The sequence below is a fragment of the Flavisolibacter ginsenosidimutans genome (assembly GCF_007970805.1).
Classification (GTDB): Bacteria; Bacteroidota; Bacteroidia; order Chitinophagales; family Chitinophagaceae; genus Flavisolibacter; species Flavisolibacter ginsenosidimutans.
Genome location: NZ_CP042433.1, coordinates 4,216,741 through 4,233,629, shown reverse-complemented (window position 1 = coordinate 4,233,629; position 16,889 = coordinate 4,216,741). Strand labels below are relative to the sequence as shown.

Below are 16,889 nucleotides of genomic sequence, written 5' to 3'. Positions count from 1 at the left end.
ATGGCAACAAAAAAGGTAGCACCGAAAAAGGCAGCCAAGCCGTTAAAACCGGCTCGCCCCGCAGGCGGGAAAGCGTCTGCCAAGCCGGCCGCAAAGTCCAGCGGCAAAGCGGCAGCGGCAAAAAAGCCGGCCCCCGTTCCGAAAAAAGCAACAAAACCAGCCCCGGCCAAAGCAAAAGCGCCGGTCAAAAAGACCGCCGCAAAAGCGACCAAGCCCGCTCCATCAAAAACTGCCAAGCCGATGGTGAAGACGGCTCCGGTTTCGAAAAAGGCCCCGGTAACGGCTACAAAAGCTACGCATCCGGCCAAGCCTTCGAAGGCTTTGGCAACGGCTGAACCTGTAAAAAAACCGGCGGTTGAGGCGCATTCGCAACCATCCGCAAAAGCGGCCACCAAACCCTTGGAGGCAAAACAAGCTACAAAGGAACCGGCCAAGCCCGCCAAAGTTGTCGTTCCTAAAACCAGCACAGACAAAGCAATCAAATATGAACCGGACTTTACCCGTTCGGTATTGGACTCATCAAAACAAGAAGAAAACGGACCCACCATGCGATACAGTGATGCAGAGCTTGCAGAATTCAGAGACCTGATTAACCGGAAATTAGACGTAGCAAAAAAAGAACTGGCTTATTTACAGGGATTGATTACCCGAAAAGATGAAAGCGGCGATCTGGACGAAGGCCGGTACATGACCATGGAAGACGGAAGCATGAGCATGGAACGCGAACAATTAAGCCAGATGGCCAGCCGCCAGATCCAGTTTATTGACCACTTGGAAAAAGCCATCATGCGCATTGAAAATAAAACTTACGGCATTTGCCGCGTCACCGGCAAACTCATTGACAAAGCCCGTCTGCGTGCCGTGCCCCATGCCACGTTGAGCATTGAGGCCAAGCAAATGATGAACAAATAAGCCAATGCAAGATTAATTTTTAAAGCTGCCTGTAAAATACAGGCAGCTTTTCTTTTGGCTGACGAATTAGACCGGCTTAAGCGAGAAACTTTTCACTGCTTCAATTGCCTCATTCATCATTGACGTTTCACGTTGTTTATCTTTACAGCCATGACGGTGAGCTTTAGTTACGACAAACCCAAGGTTCTTCAGGCGCTGCGCTATCACTTCTTAAGCCGCAAGGAAATCCGGCTAATGATCATTCTGGTAAACGTGTTTGCCATTGTTTCCGCCGCGCTTTTTTACCTGAAGAAGATTCTTCCCTTCGCCTTTCTTGTTTCTTCGTTTTTGTGGTTTGTGCTGATGATTACGTTTTGGTTTATCTTGCCCGGCGTTATTTATCGCAAGGCCGCTACGTTCAGAGACCACTTTACCATGAATTTTGAAGACAAAGGTTTTACGTTGGGTAACGAACGCGGCTCACGGTCATGGGAATGGAAGGCCTTAAGCACGTACCTGGAAACGCCGCACTTCTTCCACCTTTACTTCGACAGCCGCTCCTTTTTTCTCGTTCCCAAAATTGCTTTTTCCGATGAACAACGTTCGGAAATGCGGGATCTGCTGCGGGTGAAAGTACCTCGTTCCTAAATGTTCAATGACCGGTTTACCACTACGGTCTGTTGGCCGATTTCAACAAGCCTTCCGGTACGCTCAACTCTCCTGTTTTTGCGTCTATTAGGCCGTTGCGTTCGTCTTCAATGTTTGTGGCCTGCGTGTACACATCACCGGCAATGGGGCGCTTGCGCAACTCTTCTTTAAAAGCTTTAATCAGCATCGTTCGTTCGTCGGAATCTTTTGGTCCGCCGTAATCCGAAAAACCAAAGCCACCCCACTCGCTAACAATCAACGGCACCTGGCGACGAAAGAAAAACGGATCGCCAACAATTAAAGGAAAGGCCGCAACGCCTTCCATTTTACCGCTCACAATTTCATCCAGCAAGCCTTTCCAACGTTCAAGATCGGGTGTGTACAAATGCGCCGTGAGCAAATCGGACTTTAAACGGCCCGTGTACGAGATGTGCTGCCAGCCATCGTTGTCCACTACTAAAAATTGCGGATGCGCAATTTGCATATAATGGTACATGTCCATGATGTATTGCCGCGTGTCGGGATTGGTGGCAATGTCCTGTGCGCCCCAGTCTTCGTTGTACAAACTCCAAATGACAACGGAAGGATGAGTGCCAATCAAGGCCAGCATGCGCAACAATTCTTCGCGGTGAAAAGCACGGCTGCGCTGTGTACTGCTGTGCGGCGAGGGCACTTCTACCCAAAGCAAAAGACCCATCTTATCGGCTAAGTTGTAAATGCGCGGATCAACGCCGGCAATGTGAATGCGCACAAGATTGCAACCCAGTTTCTTCATGGCGTACATGTGGCTTTTGATTTCGTCGTACGTCGCCGTGCCGGGTTGATAAAGAATACCGTCAAGATAAACGGCCTTGTTGTTCAGATAAACACAGCAGCCACGGGCTTCAATTTTTCGCAGGCCAAAGTGCGTTTCAATGCTGGCTGCGTAACCACTTTCGTCAACCAGTTCCGCAATTAACACATAAAGATTGGGGTCTTCCGGCGCCCAGTATTTTGCGTCCGGAACTTCCACTACCACACGCTGATCCTTTTCGCCGGCATCAAGTTTCAATGGAAATTCATCGCTGGCAATGGGCGCTTCGTCTGTGTGCTTGCGATTGTAAATCTTTAAGCGCAAAATATAATTGCCCGGGTCCTGCACACGGGTTGTGAGATTAAAACGAACAAGATTGTCTTCAACAATACTCACCACTCCGACACGCGAACGCAAGCGGTTTCGCTCAACGGTTTCGAGCCAAATGCTGCGCACCGCACCCGTGTAGGTTTGATACCAGATGCCGCCGCGCTTGTACACATGCGATTCCTGCTTGCCGCGGGGAATATCGGCATCCATCGTGTCGGCAATGCGCACGGTAATACGGTTCATCATGCGCATGTCGGCTTCGTGCAACTCGTAGGAAAACGACGTGTACTCACCGTGGTGAACTTCTTCACCTTCGATGGTCTTCAAGAGTTTGCCGTTCAGCCAAACCATGGTTTCGTAACCGCAGGCGCCAAAGGTGAGTTGCAGCAAGGAGTGGCCGTTGCCGTTTTCGGCCAGTTGCGGCAAAGGAAATTCACGTTCGTACCAGACTACAACTTTATCCTGCCAGCGCTCCTTAATGCCGGCCGCCTCCATGTGCTCTTCAATAGAGCCGGGCCAAAGAGCGGTGGATGCGTACTGATGACCGAGATACCAACGTTGGGTGATGCCATCGTCTTGCGTGTCCACGGCAAAATTCCATTCGCCGTCGAGCAACATGAACGAATTGGGACGAAGCACGGCACGGGGCAATGGATTAATGAATTCTTCTTTTGTTGTGCCTTCGGCCTTGGTACGGGTAAGGCTGTAGTTAGGATGAAGCTGCTGCATGAATTTTGTTTTCGATGCAGAACGGTATGCGAATTTCAGACCAAGGCTTTTGAGTTAATAAGTTACTGTGTTAATAAGTGCAGCCTGTCAGTACATAGTAATGTAGTAACCTATTAACCAATTAACTCATTAAGCGATTCATACATTTGCCCGCATGATTAAAAGCAGCGAGTTTCGTTTGGGAAATTATCTGATGCACAAAACCGGCGTTCGCGTTTTGACAGTTGCTTGCACGTTTGAACATTTTGCGCTGATGGCAAAAGACGGTGGCAAAGATTTGTTTCCGGTTGTTCTTTCCCCAAAGCTTTTGGACGGTTGTGGCTTTGTCGAAAACAAAAAATATGCGTTGCTTCCCGAAAGCCGCGAGTTTGTTTTGGCGTTGCCGGTAATGGGCAGCGGCGACGTAAACATCAAGGCCTATGTGAAGAACAACAAAGAATGTTTTGCGCGGCTGATGATGAACAACGTGCCCTTAAGCAACAACCTCTTTCATTTACACAGCCTGCAAAATTTATACTTTGCGTTTACGGCGCAGGAACTTTTGATAAAACCGTAGGTTTATTTTGCTACCGCGATTTTTATCTTTCTTCCCTTCATGCGTTCTTCTTTTATCTGCTGCAAAAGGTGACTTACGCGGCTTTTGCGAACGGCGGCAAAAGAGAAGAAGTCTTTCACTTCAATGAGCCCCAGGTCTTCTTTTTTTAAGTCACCTTTTGCTGTGAAAAAACCGACGATGTCAACCTTGTTGACCTTGTCTTTTTTACCGGCGGCGATGAAAAGCGTTGTCCACTTCGGCTTTTCAGGAACCTCGTTTGTCGCAGGCAAATCAATTCCCAAAACAGGTGACTTGATATAAGGCGGCAGCTTTTCGTCGCTGCTTAAAATCAGTATGGCAGTCCCACTGGCATCCATCCTCGCCGTGCGGCCGTTGCGGTGCGTAAATACATCTTCGGTTGCTGGCAAATGATAATGAATGATGTAACGAATGTTGGGAATGTCCAGTCCGCGTGCAGCGAGATCAGTTGTTACCAAAAAGTTACTGCTGCCGTTGCGGAATTTTGCCAGCGCCACTTCGCGGTCGCGTTGCTCCATTGAGCCGTGGTAAAAAGTGTTCACGATGCTCTTCTCTGTTAACGCTTGGCTTACTCTTTCCACGCTTTCGCGGTGATTGCAAAAGATGATGGATGGACGTGCGCCCAAATAACACAACAACTTAAAAAGCGTTTCCAATTTGTCCTTATCTGGAGAGAGTACGGTTTGAATAGCGAGTGCTTCTTTCGGCGCTTCGTTTTCGGGTAAAAAATTTAACCGGAGTGCATCGGCAGCGCCTGCAAATTCCGGAATCTCTACGGCCTCAGTAGCGGAAGTAAGAAAACGTTTTTGCAGACCGGTTAATGATGAAATCACAAAAGCAATTTCGTCCACAAACCCGGCTTCCAACGATTTATCAAATTCATCCAATACCAATGTTTGGACAGTCTCCGTGGTGATGTTGCCGCGGCGAATGTGATCGGCCAGGCGGCCCGGCGTACCAATCAACAAAGCGGGTGGTTGAATTAAATTATTTTCTTCTATCTCGCGTTTGTGTCCGCCGTAACAAGTCGTGATTTTTAAGCCCGTGCCCATCGCTTTTGCCACGCTTTCAATTTGCAAGGCAAGCTCTCTTGAAGGCACAATGATTAACGCCTGCGACTTTTTATTCGCTTTATCAATAGAGGCCATAATCGGCAGCAAGAAAGCAAGTGTTTTGCCCGAGCCGGTTGGTGAAAGAAGAATGACGTTATCGTTTTGCGCCGCTGCTTCTATCGCCGCTTTTTGCATCTCGTTTAATTCATCAATGCGAAGGTTTGCAAGAATGGTTTCCGTTGAAAAATTTTTCTGCAGCATCCGGCAAAAATAGGTGAACGGTTTTCGCCGGCATTTTTGCTTTATCAAAGCAGTTGCGTACCGGTTATCAAAAACTGTTTTTCACACCTTGGTTTCCCTTTACCTTCCGGCCTTAATCTTTTATACAATGAAACGCTTTCTCTTTTCTTTTTTATTGCCGGCGGCGCTTACCGCTTCGGCGCAAAGCCTGCCCAAACCACCCGAAATACAAAAAGCCTTTGACGCAAATACGCGTTCGGAAGACGGAAGGCCGGGAAAGTCTTATTGGCAAAACCGGGCACGTTACAACATCACCGTTACCGCAATGCCGCCCAACAGAACGGTGAAGGGCAAAGAAGAAATTACCTACATCAACAACAGTCCCGGTGCGCTGAAAGAACTTGTGCTGAAACTTTTTCTCAACATTCACAAAGCCGGTGCGCCACGCCTTGGTCCTGCGGGAAAAGATTATTTAACCAATGGCGTGAGCATAGATGCGGTAACCGTAAACGGCAAACCCGTTGCGTGGACAAACGATCCAAACATCTTTACCATTGCCACGCTGCCGCTGCCGAAGGCTTTGTCTTCACGCGACTCAGTAAAACTCACTTTCAATTGGCACTACGACGTGTCGGTACAAAGCGGCCGCGAGGGCATGCTTGATCGCACAACGTTTTATCTCGCTTACTTCTATCCGCGCATTGCCGTGTACGATGATTACAACGGTTGGGATACGACGCCGTTTAATGATGCGCTGGAGTTTTACAGCGACTTCAATGATTACACATTGAACGTGCAGGTACCAAAAAATTATTTAGTGTGGGCAACGGGCACGCTAACCAATCCTTCAGCGGTTTTGCAACCTTCTTTTTTGCTGAAATATCAGCAGTCGCAAACAACGGATGATGTGCTTCGCATTGCAACGCCGCAAGATCTTGCAGCAAAAAAAATCACCACGCAAAAGGCCATGAACACCTGGACGTTTACCGCACACAATGTTCCCGACGTGGCGCTTGGCCTGAGCGATCATTACAACTGGGATGCAGGCAGCGTGGTTGTGGACAACAAAACCGGTCGCCGTGCCGTAGTAAACGCAGCCTACAACGATAGCGCAAAAGATTATCATTACATGGTGGGCTTTGGCAAAGAATCGCTGGAATGGTTGTCGAATGCGTGGCCGGGAATTCCGTATCCGTATGAAAAATCAAGCGTGTTTCAAGGACAGGCCGACATGGAATACCCGATGATGGTAAACGACAACACCTTTGGCGACACCACTTTTTCTCGGTTTGTAGTAATGCACGAAATGGCACATACGTACATGCCGTTTTACATGGGCATTAACGAAACAACGTATGGTTTTATGGACGAAGGCTGGGCTACTACGTTTGAGTATTTGTTCAACAGCGACAAGATGGGAAAAGAGGCTGCCGATAAATTTTTTAAACAGTTTCGCGTGCAGGGATGGATACGGGCTTTGTCGCGTGGATTGAAAGACCAACCGATTGTAACACCTGGACCTTTAACGCAGCCGCAATCAATTGGCAACAACGAATACGGCAAAGCCGCATTGGGCTATTTAGCCATGAAAGATTTATTGGGTGATGACTTGTTTAAAAAAGCCTTGCAGGAATACATGCTGCGCTGGAACGGCAAGCACCCGATTCCCTGGGATTTTTTCAACACGATCAGCAACGCAGCAGGCAAAGACCTGAACTGGTTTTGGAACGCCTGGTACTTCGCTCCCACTTTCATTGACCTTGGCATTACCGATGTAAAAATCGCAGCAAACAACGCAACGGTTTCGGTACAAAACATCGGCGGCATGCCTGCACCGTTTGATGTTGTAGTAACTTATAGCGATAGCACAAGCCAGCGTTTTCATCAAACGCCAGCGGTGTGGCAAGACGATATAAAAGCAACAACGGTTTCTGTAAACACAAGCAAGCCTGTTGCCAGTGTAAAACTTGACGGCGGCATTTTTATGGACGCAAACGTAAAAGACAACGAATGGAAAGCAGGGATGTAAACCGGTATTGTGATATTGAGATATTATCGTGAACGAAACAGGAATTATCTCAATATCACAATATCAAAACTTAAGGAGCTTCAGCCGTTGCCGTTGGTGGCGTATCATCTTCGGCCACGGCTGCTGCTTCTTCCAGTTCTTTTTTCTTTTGCCTGCGGCGAAAAATACGTGCCCATCTTTTTTGCCAGACCAAGCCAATGTGTTCCGATGGAATCTCGATGCCGAGCAACATTCCCCACGGTTTCATTTCATCAATGCGGTCGAAAATAATCTTCAGCACACCAATCATTGGAATGGACAAGAACATGCCCGTTACACCCCATAAAGCGCCGCCCAACAATACTGCAACGATGGACACAAGCGCATTGATTTGCACTTTGCTGGAAACAATTTTTGGCACCAAAATATTGTTGTCAATAAATTGAATAACCAGGTAAGAAACTACCACTGCCAATTGCCCCGAAAACCCATCGCGGGTAATCGTCACCATCAACACCGGGATGGCAATGGCAATAAGGCCACCGATGTAAGGCACCATGTTTAAAATGCCGCCAATAACGCCAATGACGATGGCCGAAGGCACGCCGATAAGCACAAGCGCCACCGCATTCATTGCCGATACAATGATCATCTCTATCATCAATCCCTGCATAAAACTTTGCACGGCGGTTTTGGTTTCGGCTAAAATCTCCGCCACCCGCAAAGAATGTTTTTCGGAAAAAATCTGGAAGAGAAAATCCACCAGCAGCGGTTTGTAATACAGGAACAAAAAAACATAAGTGGGTATCAACAACACTACGCTGATGAAGGAAAGTACCGGCGCTACCGTGCTGGTAAGCATGCTGTCCGTACCAGAGGTTAAGGCCGCAACTTGCTTTTGAACGTCAACGCCAAACTTATTTTTTGCCCAAACCTCCAATTGTTCCAGCAACAGGGTAAGCTTTTGTTTTATCTGCGGAAGACTGTCGATAAAAACGCTGATTTGCGTAGAGAGAAAATAGAACAGCCCCGCAACAAAAATGATGGCAATGAAAAGTGTGAGCAGTATGGCAGGCACTTTCGGCATCAGTTTTTCCAAGCGTGCATAAAGCGGGTTTAATAAAATTGCAATTAAGATTGAAAAGGCCAGCGGCACCAATATGTCGCCCAGGACATAAAGAATGTAAATGCCTGCCAGCAAGCCAACCAATATAGCGGTCACTTTAATGTAAATGGGGTAGCTTGTTTCCCGCTGTGTTTCGTTCATGTGAAAATGCGTTACCCGTCTGTTTGCAAAAGCAATACCACCAAGCTAATCATGCAATAACAGCGCTGCCAGAATGGAAGGCTTTGAAATTTTTTGTCAGCACAACACGTTTTCTCTTGTGCATTTTCTGCCAATCCTTACCGTTTTTTTCACTGGCCTGTTCTTCGCCACGGAAAATTGTTCCTTTATTTTCTCACTTTAAAAAGTAAAACATGTACTACAACCAGTCATGCGCCGCAAAAGGCAACCAGTCAGCAAGAGGACAAAATCCATTTTTCGTTCGCAGCCAGCAACGGGCTGCGGTAAACGTTTACAAAACTGCAACCAGCTACGAAACGCTGGTGTTTGCGCCGGGCCGCATTAAAGAACATTTTAAAATTGATGTGGACGGAAGCGAACTGAAAATTTCGTACACGCCGCCGGAAGGTTTTCCGCGTCCGGAGTGGGTGCTGCGCGAATACAGCCGCGGTGGTTTTGTGCGCACTTTTCAGTTAGACGAAACCATTGACGTAAATGCCATCTCCGCCAAATACGAAGACGGCGTACTGCAGGTTTCGCTGCCACTGATTCCCGGCAAGGAAGCAACCAAGAAAGAAGTGGCTGTAAAATGAATGATGAATAATGAATGGGGCCGTTTGAAGCTTGCACGTCTTTCGCACTTGTAAAACACGCACGGCACGGCACTCATTACCGACAACTCATTATTCATTTGTTAAAGGCAACGCGCAGAGCCGCGTTGCCTTTTTGTTTTAACAATCCCCAACAAGTTGTGGCCCTATTTTTTGTAAGTCGTAAACAGAAAACAATTCATCCAACACAGCAAAACGTCACACCATGAAAAAAGCAGTTCTACCCGTCCTCTTCGCTTTTCTGCTACCGATTACTTTTTCGTGCAGCACCTTAAAAAACTATGTACTCACCGAACAGGATGCTTCCGCCGCCATCCGCGAGTTGTTGCAACTGGGCGCTAAAAGCAATTTGCAGGGAGCCTTTACCAAAGACGCCGTGATGGCCGCTCTTTTTCCCGAATCCTTGCGCAAAACCCTGAACACATTGCAAACGCTTGGGCTCACCAGCGAGGTTGACCGGTTTACCAATACGCTTAGCACGGCAGCCGAGCAAACCGCAACCCGCTCGGTTCCTATTTTCATAAACGGAATTGCCAACATGAAATTGAGTGACGCTATTCGCATAGTAAAGAGCGGCGGCACGTCGGCAACCGACTATCTGCGCAGCAATGTGGGCAGCGAGCTTCGCACGTCTATAAAACCTGTGATGCAGCAAGCCCTGAACGAATACAAGCTGAACGAACAATGGGACAAGATTATTCAGCCCGCAAAAGCCTTGGTGGGCAACAAACTCAATCTTGATTTGGCCAACATTATGGCCGGCTTGGTAAGCGAAAAAATGTTTCAGAAATTAGAAGAGACCGAACAGCAGGTACGCACCAACGCCGCATCCCGCACTACACCGCTGCTGCAGAAAGTTTTTTCAAGAAACTGGAATTTGTAAGGTGAAGTTTCAATCATCACGCAACGATTGAAGAACAACACTTCAACAAACGAACTTTATCTTTTGAACAGTGAACGCCGCAACCTGCGGCGTTTTGCTTTTGCACCTAATTTTGTTGGCACGATGAACAACCCCAGCAACGTTGACGTATTTGATGCTTCGCGCCGCGGCGATGTAACGGCTTTGCAAACGGCGCACGAAGCCGACCCGGCAAGCCTAAACACACGCGATGGAAAAGGCTTTACGCCGTTGATATTGGCCGCGTATAACGATCAGCCCGCCGTGGTTGAATTTCTGCTGCAAAATGGCGCCGACGTGAATGCGCAGGACATGGCCGGCAACACGGCACTAATGGGCGTTTGTTTTAAAGGCTACAAAGAGATTGCAAAAAAGCTGATTGATGCGGGTGCCGACGTAAACCTTCGCAATGCCAACGGCGCACCGGCTCTCACGTTTGCCGCTACTTTCGGGCAGCTTCAGATTGCCGAATGGCTGCTGCGCAACGGCGCACAAAGCAACCTTCCCGACAGCCGCGGAAAGACCTCGCTCGATCACGCCATCATCCAGGAAAATGAAGAAATGATAGAACTTATTCAGCGCTATCTGCCCCTTGCATAAAAATCTTTTCCTGCTTTTATTTTCATCTTGCCAGAGCAAAAGGAAGTGTCCGGTCTTTAGGGTTTTAGCCTGCCGTTTTGAAGAGTTTTTAACAGGCAATAACACTTCTATTATTCACTTGGCACGTTTTTGTCTTTAGATGAGGCACGATGAAACAACATTACTTATCCGGAAAACGTAAACTTATGAAAAAGATACTTTTTGCATTAAGCACGGTAGCCATCATGGCGTCGTGCAGCAACAACAACCCGCGAACGGCAGCCGAAACCCAAACGCTGAAACCTGTTGACACCGCCGGACTGGCACAGTTTCAGCAGTGGAAAGCACAGAACGAATTGGCCGTTGCTAACCAGCTTGCCCAGCAAAATCAAGTGGCTGCACAACAGCCTACAAAAGAAGTCGTACGCGAAAGAGTTGTGTACGTTGACAGGCCAACGACAAGTTCGAGAAGGAGCACATCTACCGCAAGACGTTCTTCCTCTAACGGCAGTGGCGTTTACAATTCCACTTCCTCTAACACGGCCAAAAAGAAAGGCTGGAGCAAGGCCGCGAAAGGCGCTGTAATTGGTGGTGTTGGTGGTGCGGTAGTAGGTGCGGTGATTAACAAACGTAACCGTGCGGCCGGCGCGGCAATCGGCGGCATTTTGGGTGCCGGTGTAGGTTACGGTATTGGCCGTTCAAAAGACAAGAAAGACGGACGTTACTAATGTTCACTCAATATAAATTCGGAAGCGGAGCAAGGTCTCCGCTTTTTTTATGTCAACGCTGATTACGTTTTTATGGGTTAATCATACCAATGCGCAAGAAAACCTGTCACCATGAAAACGTTTCTCACCGTTAAACTAATTCTCGCCTGTTTGCCCCTTGTGCTTTTCGTTGCCGTTCTTTTTCAAAAAAATTTTATTGCTGATAAAACATTCGGCCTTGCCAGCGCTTCGCGTTCTGCAAAATCATTTCTAAACGTTCGTGCACAACCAAGCCAAACAATGATTTCGACTACCGCTTTTATGACGTTACGGAAGTTTTAAAACGAGGAAGCGGGTTACATTTTATTGTGCATTTATTTCGGCCAAAACAGGAAGTTGCACCCTGTCAAATTCATTGAGTTTGTCCAACTCCAAAATGGTTGTGCTGCCATCTTCCGACTCGTGGTACATAGGCTTGAACTTGGCGCCCCAAATAAATTCTTTGTAGGTATAAGAAGTGCGTGACATGACCGTGTTGGAGAAGATGGGATCAAAGCCCGTGACCTGCACATACATTTCTGCATCGCTTTGGTCAAGGTCTTCTTTAGTGAAATGAAGCAGCGGGCTTTCCTCGGAAACGGGGTGCACCACCGTCCAGTTCATGTTGAACATGTCAATGCGTGACCGCTCAAGCGAAAGCGTGTAAAAGCGGTATTCCGACTTTTCGTTCTCTGTTACTTTCAGCGAAAGACTCACCACAACCCGCACGTCGGTAAGTTGGTGAAGGCTCTTGTAGGGAACCATGCGAAACATAACGCCAACGCCGGCCTGGTAAGGACTAACAAGCGCCTGCTGACTGAAATTGATGTAGGCTTTTGGCCGCGTAAACCGTCCGTAAAGCAGCCCGGTAACGAGTGCGAAAAACAACCAGCCCATCATGGTTTCAATGGACGCGACAATATCGGCCGCATCACCCACAGGATTTATGCGGCCGTAGCCAACCGTAGTAAAGGTTTGTGTGCTGAAATAAAACACTTCTCGAACCTTGCCTGCCTGCGTTGCCGAATGAAAGCCCTGCAAGTGCTCCATGCCCACGAGTAAATAAACGAGGGTAAACAGAAAATTGGCAAGCAGGTAAGCAACAAAAATGAGCAGCAAAAATTTTGGCCACGGGGCTTCGAGCAGCGAGGAATAAAAACTGGTACGCCGCATAAAAGACAAGCCTTGCTTGCGCACGTTAATCGAACCGTCTTTGTTGACAAAGCGGCCGCCAACCGCAGTGGTTTGCGAACCGAAACCGGTATCGGGATTGGCTTTGGATCGGCGGTTGATTTTCGTACTGGCCATTTTTTTAGTTGATTTGTTGACCGGTTTATTTGTTGATTGGCAAAAGAGAAAAGTTATCCAATTAACCGTTTCAACGAATCAACCAGTCAACGGATTTACCATCCATCTCCGTCAAGCATATTTCCTAAACCGCCCAACACACTGCCTTCTTCTTTGCGAGGACCAACGCCGTATTGCAAAATGCGTGCGGCCAAGCGGCTCACGGGCAAAGATTGAATCCACACTTTACCAGGACCCCGAAGCGTGGCGAAGAACAAACCTTCGCCGCCAAAGATGGTGTTTTTGATGCCGCCGATAAATTGAATGTCATAATCAACACTTGCCTGAAACGCCACGATGCAACCGGTATCAATCTTTAACAGTTCACCGGGTTGCAAATCCCGTTCAAGCACGTAACCACCGGCGTGGCAAAAAGCAAGACCGTCACCCTCCAGTTTTTCCATGATGAAACCTTCGCCACCGAATAGTCCTGTACCCAATTTTTTCTGAAACTCGATGCCGATACTCACGCCTTTTGCAGCACAGAGAAAAGCGTCTTTTTGCGCAATTACACGGCCGCCCAACTCTGCAAGGTTCAGGGTGATGATTTTTCCCGCGTATGGTGCGGCAAAATAAACTTTCTTCTTGCCCATGCCGGTGTTGGTGTACGCCGTCATGAACAAACTTTCCCCGGTAAGCAAGCGCTTGCCCGCCGACATTAATTTTCCGAATAAGCCAGAGCCCTGTTGCCGGCTGCCGTCGCCGAAGATGGTTTGCATTTGTATGTCGTCATCCATCATCATAAATGCACCGCTTTCGGCAACGGCCGTTTCTTCGGGGTCAAGTTCAATCTCCACGCATTGCATTTCTTCGCCAAAAATGCGGTAGTCAATTTCGTGAGAAGTTCTATTGAAGGTGTTCATTGTTTTAATTTTTTGGGAAGGTAATTAATGATTGGAATTGAAATAAACGAGGGAGAAATTTTGACTTTTTGCCGCTGAAAAACGCATTCATACAAAAAGAAATGGCATTGCGGTTTTCGTCGGCAAACCTTGTTGCCTTATTCCCTGCTGCATAAGGCAACAAGGTCGTTTTGGTGGCGTTGCTACCAGGGTTATAAGGTTTGATAGCCTTCGGCTTTAAGCACTCCTCTAACATCATCTCCATTGCAGCAATTTTTCGGGATACCGTCACGCGACACATATTCATTAAGGTTTTTTAACCATCGTCAAAAAAATGAACCCCCTTTTGCGTTAATTTTTCACCCTTAAACATTTACACATGAGAAAAAAACTAACCGGCGCCCTTTGCCTGCTGTTCTTGGTGGTGGCTGCGTTTAGCCAGGCGAAGCTGGTGGAGAAAGTGACCAGAAAAGGGAATGAACTCGTTATTCCATACGAGAAGTACGTGTTGCCAAACGGCCTTACGCTGATTGTGCACGAAGACCACAGCGATCCCGTGGTGCACGTTGACGTAACCTATCACGTGGGTTCTGCCAGAGAAGAGATTGGAAAGTCTGGCTTCGCACATTTCTTTGAGCACATGATGTTTCAAGGCAGCGATCACGTGGCCGACGAACAGCATTTTAAAATTGTGACCGAAGCCGGCGGTACGCTCAACGGCAGCACCAATCGCGACAGAACAAATTATTACGAAACCATTCCTTCCAACCAACTCGAAAAAGCTTTGTGGCTTGAATCGGACCGCATGGGTTTTTTGCTGGATGCCGTTACGCAAAAGAAATTTGAAGTGCAGCGTGCAACGGTAAAGAACGAAAGAGGTCAGAATTACGACAACCGCCCTTACGGCTTACAAAGCGAGTACGTTTCGAAAGCACTTTATCCTTACGGCCATCCATATTCTTGGCTGACGATTGGTTACATTGAAGATTTGAATCGCAGCAACGCGAACGACCTTAAAAACTTTTTCCTTCGTTGGTACGGACCAAACAATGCCACCCTTACAATCGGTGGCGATGTGAACACAGCAAACGTTGTAAAGTTGGTTGAAAAATATTTTGGCACCATCCCAAGCGGACCAAAAGTAACGCCGGTAAAACTCGACCCTGTTGTGTTGGATAAAACCCGCTACACAAGCTACGTTGACAATTACGCAAGAGCATCGCAGTTGCGCCTTGTTTATCCAACCGTTCCCGAATATCATCCCGATGGTCCGGCGCTTTCTTTGTTGGCGCAAGTGCTTGGCGGAGGCGGAGGTTTTGGTGGCGGCGGTGGTCGCGGAGGCCGTGGCGGCGGAGGCGGTGGGGGAAACAGGGCTTCCGTTTTCTATCAAACGCTTATCAAAACGCAAAAGGCTTTGCAGGCAAGCGCCTTCAACCAGTCATCAGAACTGGCCGGTGAGTTTTCCATTGGCATTACGCCTTATCCTGAATCGTCTTTAAGCGACATGGAATCATTGGTGAACGATGCGTTTGCAGCATTTGAAAAGCGCGGCGTGACCGATGACGACGTAGAAAAATTTAAAACGCAATTTGAAGCAAGAACCATCAACGGTTTGCAAAGCGTATCGGGTAAAGTAAGTACGCTGGCGGCTTTTCAAACCTTTGCCGGCAATCCAAACTTGCTGGCTACGCTTCTTGACCAATACAAAAAGTTGACGAAGGAAGACGTGATGCGTGTGTACAATCAATACATCAAGGGCAAGAACCACGTGGTGTTAAGCACGCTTACAAAAGGACAGGAAGCAACCGCCGCGGCATCGGCTGACAATTACACGATTGATAAGTCGAACTACAAAGCGCCGGATTACGGTTATGCAGGCTTGAAATACGTAAAAGCAAAAGACAATTTCGATCGCAAGAAGATTCCCGGCAACGGTCCAAATCCTGTTGTAAAAGTTCCGCAATACTGGCGCAAAGATTTGCCGAGCGGCGTGAAAATGATTGGTACGCAAAACACCGAGATACCAACGGTAACGCTTTCGATTTCTATTCCCGGCGGTCATTTGTTGGAAGCAGCTGACGTGTCAAAAGCAGGCGTGGCTTCTTTCTTCGCCCGCATGATGAACGAAGACACGAAGAACTTTACCGCTGAACAATTTGGCGAAGAACTGCAAAAGCTCGGAAGCTCCATCAGCGTAAGCAGCGGCACAAACGACGTAACCTTCAACGTGCAATCGCTGAAGAAAAATTTGGACAAGACGCTTGCCTTGTTGCAAGAGCGCATGTTTAACCCGAAATTTTCGGAAGAAACATTCAAACGCATTCAACGCCAGTCGCTGGAAGGTTTTAAACAAATGAAATCGCAGCCTGCTGCAGTAGCTTCTGCCGTGTTTGCAAAATTGAATTACGGTTCCAACCACATTCTCGCCATTCCGGAAGAAGGCACGGAGAAAACGGTTCCGAACATCAAGCTCGAAGACGTGCAGAATTATTACAACAACAACATGACGTCACTTGGAACCAAAGTGGTGATTGTGGGTGATGTAACGGAAGCAGAGATTTTGCCCAAGCTTTCTTTCCTCGACAAATTGCCGAAGAAAAAAGTAACGCTGCCAAAGATTGATCCAACGCCTTCTGTTGACAAAACAAAAGTGTATTTGGTTGACGTACCGAAGGCTGCACAATCAGAATTTAGAGTTGGTTATGCAACAGGATTGAAATACGACGCAACCGGCGATTACTACCGTGCGTACCTCATGAACTTCCCGCTGGGCGGGGCTTTCAACAGCCGTGTGAATTTAAATCTTCGTGAAGATAAAGGCTGGACTTACGGTGCACGCAGCGGATTCACCGGCGATGAATACAGCGGTGATTTTAGCTTTAGCTCAGGCATTAAAGCCGACGCAACCGACAGCGCTTTGGTGGAAGTGATGAAAGAGCTTAAAACCTATTCGGCTAACGGACCAACTGACGAAGAAATAAGTTTTATGAAGAGCGCCGTGGGCCAGCGTGATGCCCTGGCTTACGAAACCGGTATGCAAAAAGCCGCCTTCATCGGCCGCATTTTGGATTACAATCTTCCACCGGATTTTGTAGAGCAGCAGAACAAAATTTTAAAGAACATGACGTCGGCGCAAATGAAAGCGGCGGCGCAAAAGTATCTGCACCCCGAGAAGATGAACATTCTTTTGGTGGGTGATAAAAAGAAAATTTTGGACGGTGTGAAAAAGCTGGGTTACGACATTGTGGAACTGGACGCAGATGGCAACCTTGCCGCAAAGCAAGCCTTTTAAAGAAACAAATTTTTAAGCCAC

Annotated in this window: 16 protein-coding genes; 10 read left to right on the top strand and 6 right to left on the bottom strand. The window is 47.7% G+C overall.

Annotated features, from left to right (window positions below):
• Both FSB75_RS18125 and FSB75_RS18120 read left to right on the top strand, forming a co-directional pair.
• Positions 1 to 912 (top strand): TraR/DksA family transcriptional regulator, encoded by a 912-nt coding sequence (locus FSB75_RS18125; protein ID WP_146790372.1) that lies wholly within the window; start codon positions 1 to 3, stop codon positions 910 to 912.
• A gap of 150 nt (positions 913 to 1,062) precedes the next feature.
• Positions 1,063 to 1,539: a YcxB family protein gene (locus tag FSB75_RS18120; RefSeq protein WP_146790370.1), complete on the top strand. Its 477-nt coding sequence runs from the start codon at positions 1,063 to 1,065 to the stop codon at positions 1,537 to 1,539.
• A 22-nt stretch (positions 1,540 to 1,561) separates the two neighbouring features.
• On the opposite strand, the gene FSB75_RS18115 is transcribed toward FSB75_RS18120, so the two are convergent.
• Positions 1,562 to 3,391 carry a glycoside hydrolase family 2 TIM barrel-domain containing protein gene (locus tag FSB75_RS18115; protein WP_146790368.1) on the bottom strand — a complete coding sequence of 610 codons (1,830 nt, stop codon included), beginning with the start codon at positions 3,389 to 3,391 and terminating at the stop codon, positions 1,562 to 1,564.
• Positions 3,392 to 3,545: 154 nt separating this feature from the next.
• On the opposite strand from FSB75_RS18115, the gene FSB75_RS18110 reads away from it, so the two are divergent.
• Positions 3,546 to 3,947 carry a hypothetical protein gene (locus FSB75_RS18110; protein ID WP_146790366.1) on the top strand — a complete coding sequence of 134 codons (402 nt, stop codon included), beginning with the start codon at positions 3,546 to 3,548 and terminating at the stop codon, positions 3,945 to 3,947.
• Positions 3,948 to 3,949: 2 nt separating this feature from the next.
• On the opposite strand, the gene FSB75_RS18105 is transcribed toward FSB75_RS18110, so the two are convergent.
• Positions 3,950 to 5,278 (bottom strand): DEAD/DEAH box helicase, encoded by a 1,329-nt coding sequence (locus FSB75_RS18105; protein ID WP_146790364.1) that lies wholly within the window; start codon positions 5,276 to 5,278, stop codon positions 3,950 to 3,952.
• Positions 5,279 to 5,405: 127 nt separating this feature from the next.
• Here FSB75_RS18105 and FSB75_RS18100 point away from each other — a divergent pair, with 127 nt between their 5' ends.
• A complete protein-coding gene (locus FSB75_RS18100) occupies positions 5,406 to 7,286 on the top strand; it encodes a M1 family metallopeptidase (RefSeq protein ID WP_146790362.1) in 1,881 nt (626 codons plus the stop codon).
• A gap of 70 nt (positions 7,287 to 7,356) precedes the next feature.
• On the opposite strand, the gene FSB75_RS18095 is transcribed toward FSB75_RS18100, so the two are convergent.
• Positions 7,357 to 8,532, bottom strand: a complete 1,176-nt coding sequence (locus FSB75_RS18095) for an AI-2E family transporter (RefSeq protein WP_146790360.1) — start codon at positions 8,530 to 8,532, stop codon at positions 7,357 to 7,359.
• A 212-nt stretch (positions 8,533 to 8,744) separates the two neighbouring features.
• On the opposite strand from FSB75_RS18095, the gene FSB75_RS18090 reads away from it, so the two are divergent.
• The 5 genes from FSB75_RS18090 (at position 8,745) to FSB75_RS18070 (ending at position 11,690) form a co-directional block, all read left to right on the top strand.
• Positions 8,745 to 9,143, top strand: coding sequence for an Hsp20/alpha crystallin family protein (locus tag FSB75_RS18090; protein ID WP_146790358.1), 399 nt, complete (start codon positions 8,745 to 8,747; stop codon positions 9,141 to 9,143).
• 223 nt (positions 9,144 to 9,366) lie between these two features.
• Positions 9,367 to 10,044, top strand: coding sequence for a DUF4197 domain-containing protein (locus FSB75_RS18085; protein ID WP_146790356.1), 678 nt, complete (start codon positions 9,367 to 9,369; stop codon positions 10,042 to 10,044).
• A gap of 63 nt (positions 10,045 to 10,107) precedes the next feature.
• The gene (locus FSB75_RS18080) at positions 10,108 to 10,662 is read left to right on the top strand and encodes an ankyrin repeat domain-containing protein (protein ID WP_227990636.1); all 555 of its coding nucleotides are present in this window, start codon (positions 10,108 to 10,110) and stop codon (positions 10,660 to 10,662) included.
• A 185-nt stretch (positions 10,663 to 10,847) separates the two neighbouring features.
• Positions 10,848 to 11,369, top strand: a complete 522-nt coding sequence (locus tag FSB75_RS18075; protein ID WP_227990634.1) for a YMGG-like glycine zipper-containing protein — start codon at positions 10,848 to 10,850, stop codon at positions 11,367 to 11,369.
• A gap of 111 nt (positions 11,370 to 11,480) precedes the next feature.
• Positions 11,481 to 11,690 carry a hypothetical protein gene (locus FSB75_RS18070; protein WP_146790354.1) on the top strand — a complete coding sequence of 70 codons (210 nt, stop codon included), beginning with the start codon at positions 11,481 to 11,483 and terminating at the stop codon, positions 11,688 to 11,690.
• A 21-nt stretch (positions 11,691 to 11,711) separates the two neighbouring features.
• Here FSB75_RS18070 and FSB75_RS18065 read toward each other — a convergent pair whose 3' ends face one another.
• From FSB75_RS18065 to FSB75_RS18055, 3 genes are all read right to left on the bottom strand, one after another.
• Complete coding sequence (locus tag FSB75_RS18065; RefSeq protein WP_146790352.1) at positions 11,712 to 12,695, bottom strand: ion channel; 984 nt, start codon at positions 12,693 to 12,695, stop codon at positions 11,712 to 11,714.
• Positions 12,696 to 12,790: 95 nt separating this feature from the next.
• Positions 12,791 to 13,597, bottom strand: coding sequence for a TIGR00266 family protein (locus FSB75_RS18060; protein ID WP_146790350.1), 807 nt, complete (start codon positions 13,595 to 13,597; stop codon positions 12,791 to 12,793).
• Positions 13,598 to 13,601: 4 nt separating this feature from the next.
• Positions 13,602 to 13,841, bottom strand: a complete 240-nt coding sequence (locus tag FSB75_RS18055; protein ID WP_146790348.1) for a hypothetical protein — start codon at positions 13,839 to 13,841, stop codon at positions 13,602 to 13,604.
• 114 nt (positions 13,842 to 13,955) lie between these two features.
• On the opposite strand from FSB75_RS18055, the gene FSB75_RS18050 reads away from it, so the two are divergent.
• Positions 13,956 to 16,868: a M16 family metallopeptidase gene (locus FSB75_RS18050; RefSeq protein WP_146790346.1), complete on the top strand. Its 2,913-nt coding sequence runs from the start codon at positions 13,956 to 13,958 to the stop codon at positions 16,866 to 16,868.
• The last annotated feature ends 21 nt before the right edge of the window (positions 16,869 to 16,889 follow it).

Excerpts from the sequence above, each read along its gene's own strand:
- FSB75_RS18125 (WP_146790372.1), top strand. The coding sequence starts at position 1 with ATGGCAACAAAAAAGGTAGCACCGAAAAAGGCAGCCAAGCCGTTAAAA.
- FSB75_RS18120 (WP_146790370.1), top strand. The coding sequence starts at position 1,063 with ATGACGGTGAGCTTTAGTTACGACAAACCCAAGGTTCTTCAGGCGCTG.
- FSB75_RS18115 (WP_146790368.1), bottom strand. The coding sequence starts at position 3,391 with ATGCAGCAGCTTCATCCTAACTACAGCCTTACCCGTACCAAGGCCGAA.
- FSB75_RS18110 (WP_146790366.1), top strand. The coding sequence starts at position 3,546 with ATGATTAAAAGCAGCGAGTTTCGTTTGGGAAATTATCTGATGCACAAA.
- FSB75_RS18105 (WP_146790364.1), bottom strand. The coding sequence starts at position 5,278 with ATGCTGCAGAAAAATTTTTCAACGGAAACCATTCTTGCAAACCTTCGC.
- FSB75_RS18100 (WP_146790362.1), top strand. The coding sequence starts at position 5,406 with ATGAAACGCTTTCTCTTTTCTTTTTTATTGCCGGCGGCGCTTACCGCT.
- FSB75_RS18095 (WP_146790360.1), bottom strand. The coding sequence starts at position 8,532 with ATGAACGAAACACAGCGGGAAACAAGCTACCCCATTTACATTAAAGTG.
- FSB75_RS18090 (WP_146790358.1), top strand. The coding sequence starts at position 8,745 with ATGTACTACAACCAGTCATGCGCCGCAAAAGGCAACCAGTCAGCAAGA.
- FSB75_RS18085 (WP_146790356.1), top strand. The coding sequence starts at position 9,367 with ATGAAAAAAGCAGTTCTACCCGTCCTCTTCGCTTTTCTGCTACCGATT.
- FSB75_RS18075 (WP_227990634.1), top strand. The coding sequence starts at position 10,848 with ATGAAAAAGATACTTTTTGCATTAAGCACGGTAGCCATCATGGCGTCG.
- FSB75_RS18070 (WP_146790354.1), top strand. The coding sequence starts at position 11,481 with ATGAAAACGTTTCTCACCGTTAAACTAATTCTCGCCTGTTTGCCCCTT.
- FSB75_RS18065 (WP_146790352.1), bottom strand. The coding sequence starts at position 12,695 with ATGGCCAGTACGAAAATCAACCGCCGATCCAAAGCCAATCCCGATACC.
- FSB75_RS18060 (WP_146790350.1), bottom strand. The coding sequence starts at position 13,597 with ATGAACACCTTCAATAGAACTTCTCACGAAATTGACTACCGCATTTTT.
- FSB75_RS18055 (WP_146790348.1), bottom strand. The coding sequence starts at position 13,841 with ATGGAGATGATGTTAGAGGAGTGCTTAAAGCCGAAGGCTATCAAACCT.
- FSB75_RS18050 (WP_146790346.1), top strand. The coding sequence starts at position 13,956 with ATGAGAAAAAAACTAACCGGCGCCCTTTGCCTGCTGTTCTTGGTGGTG.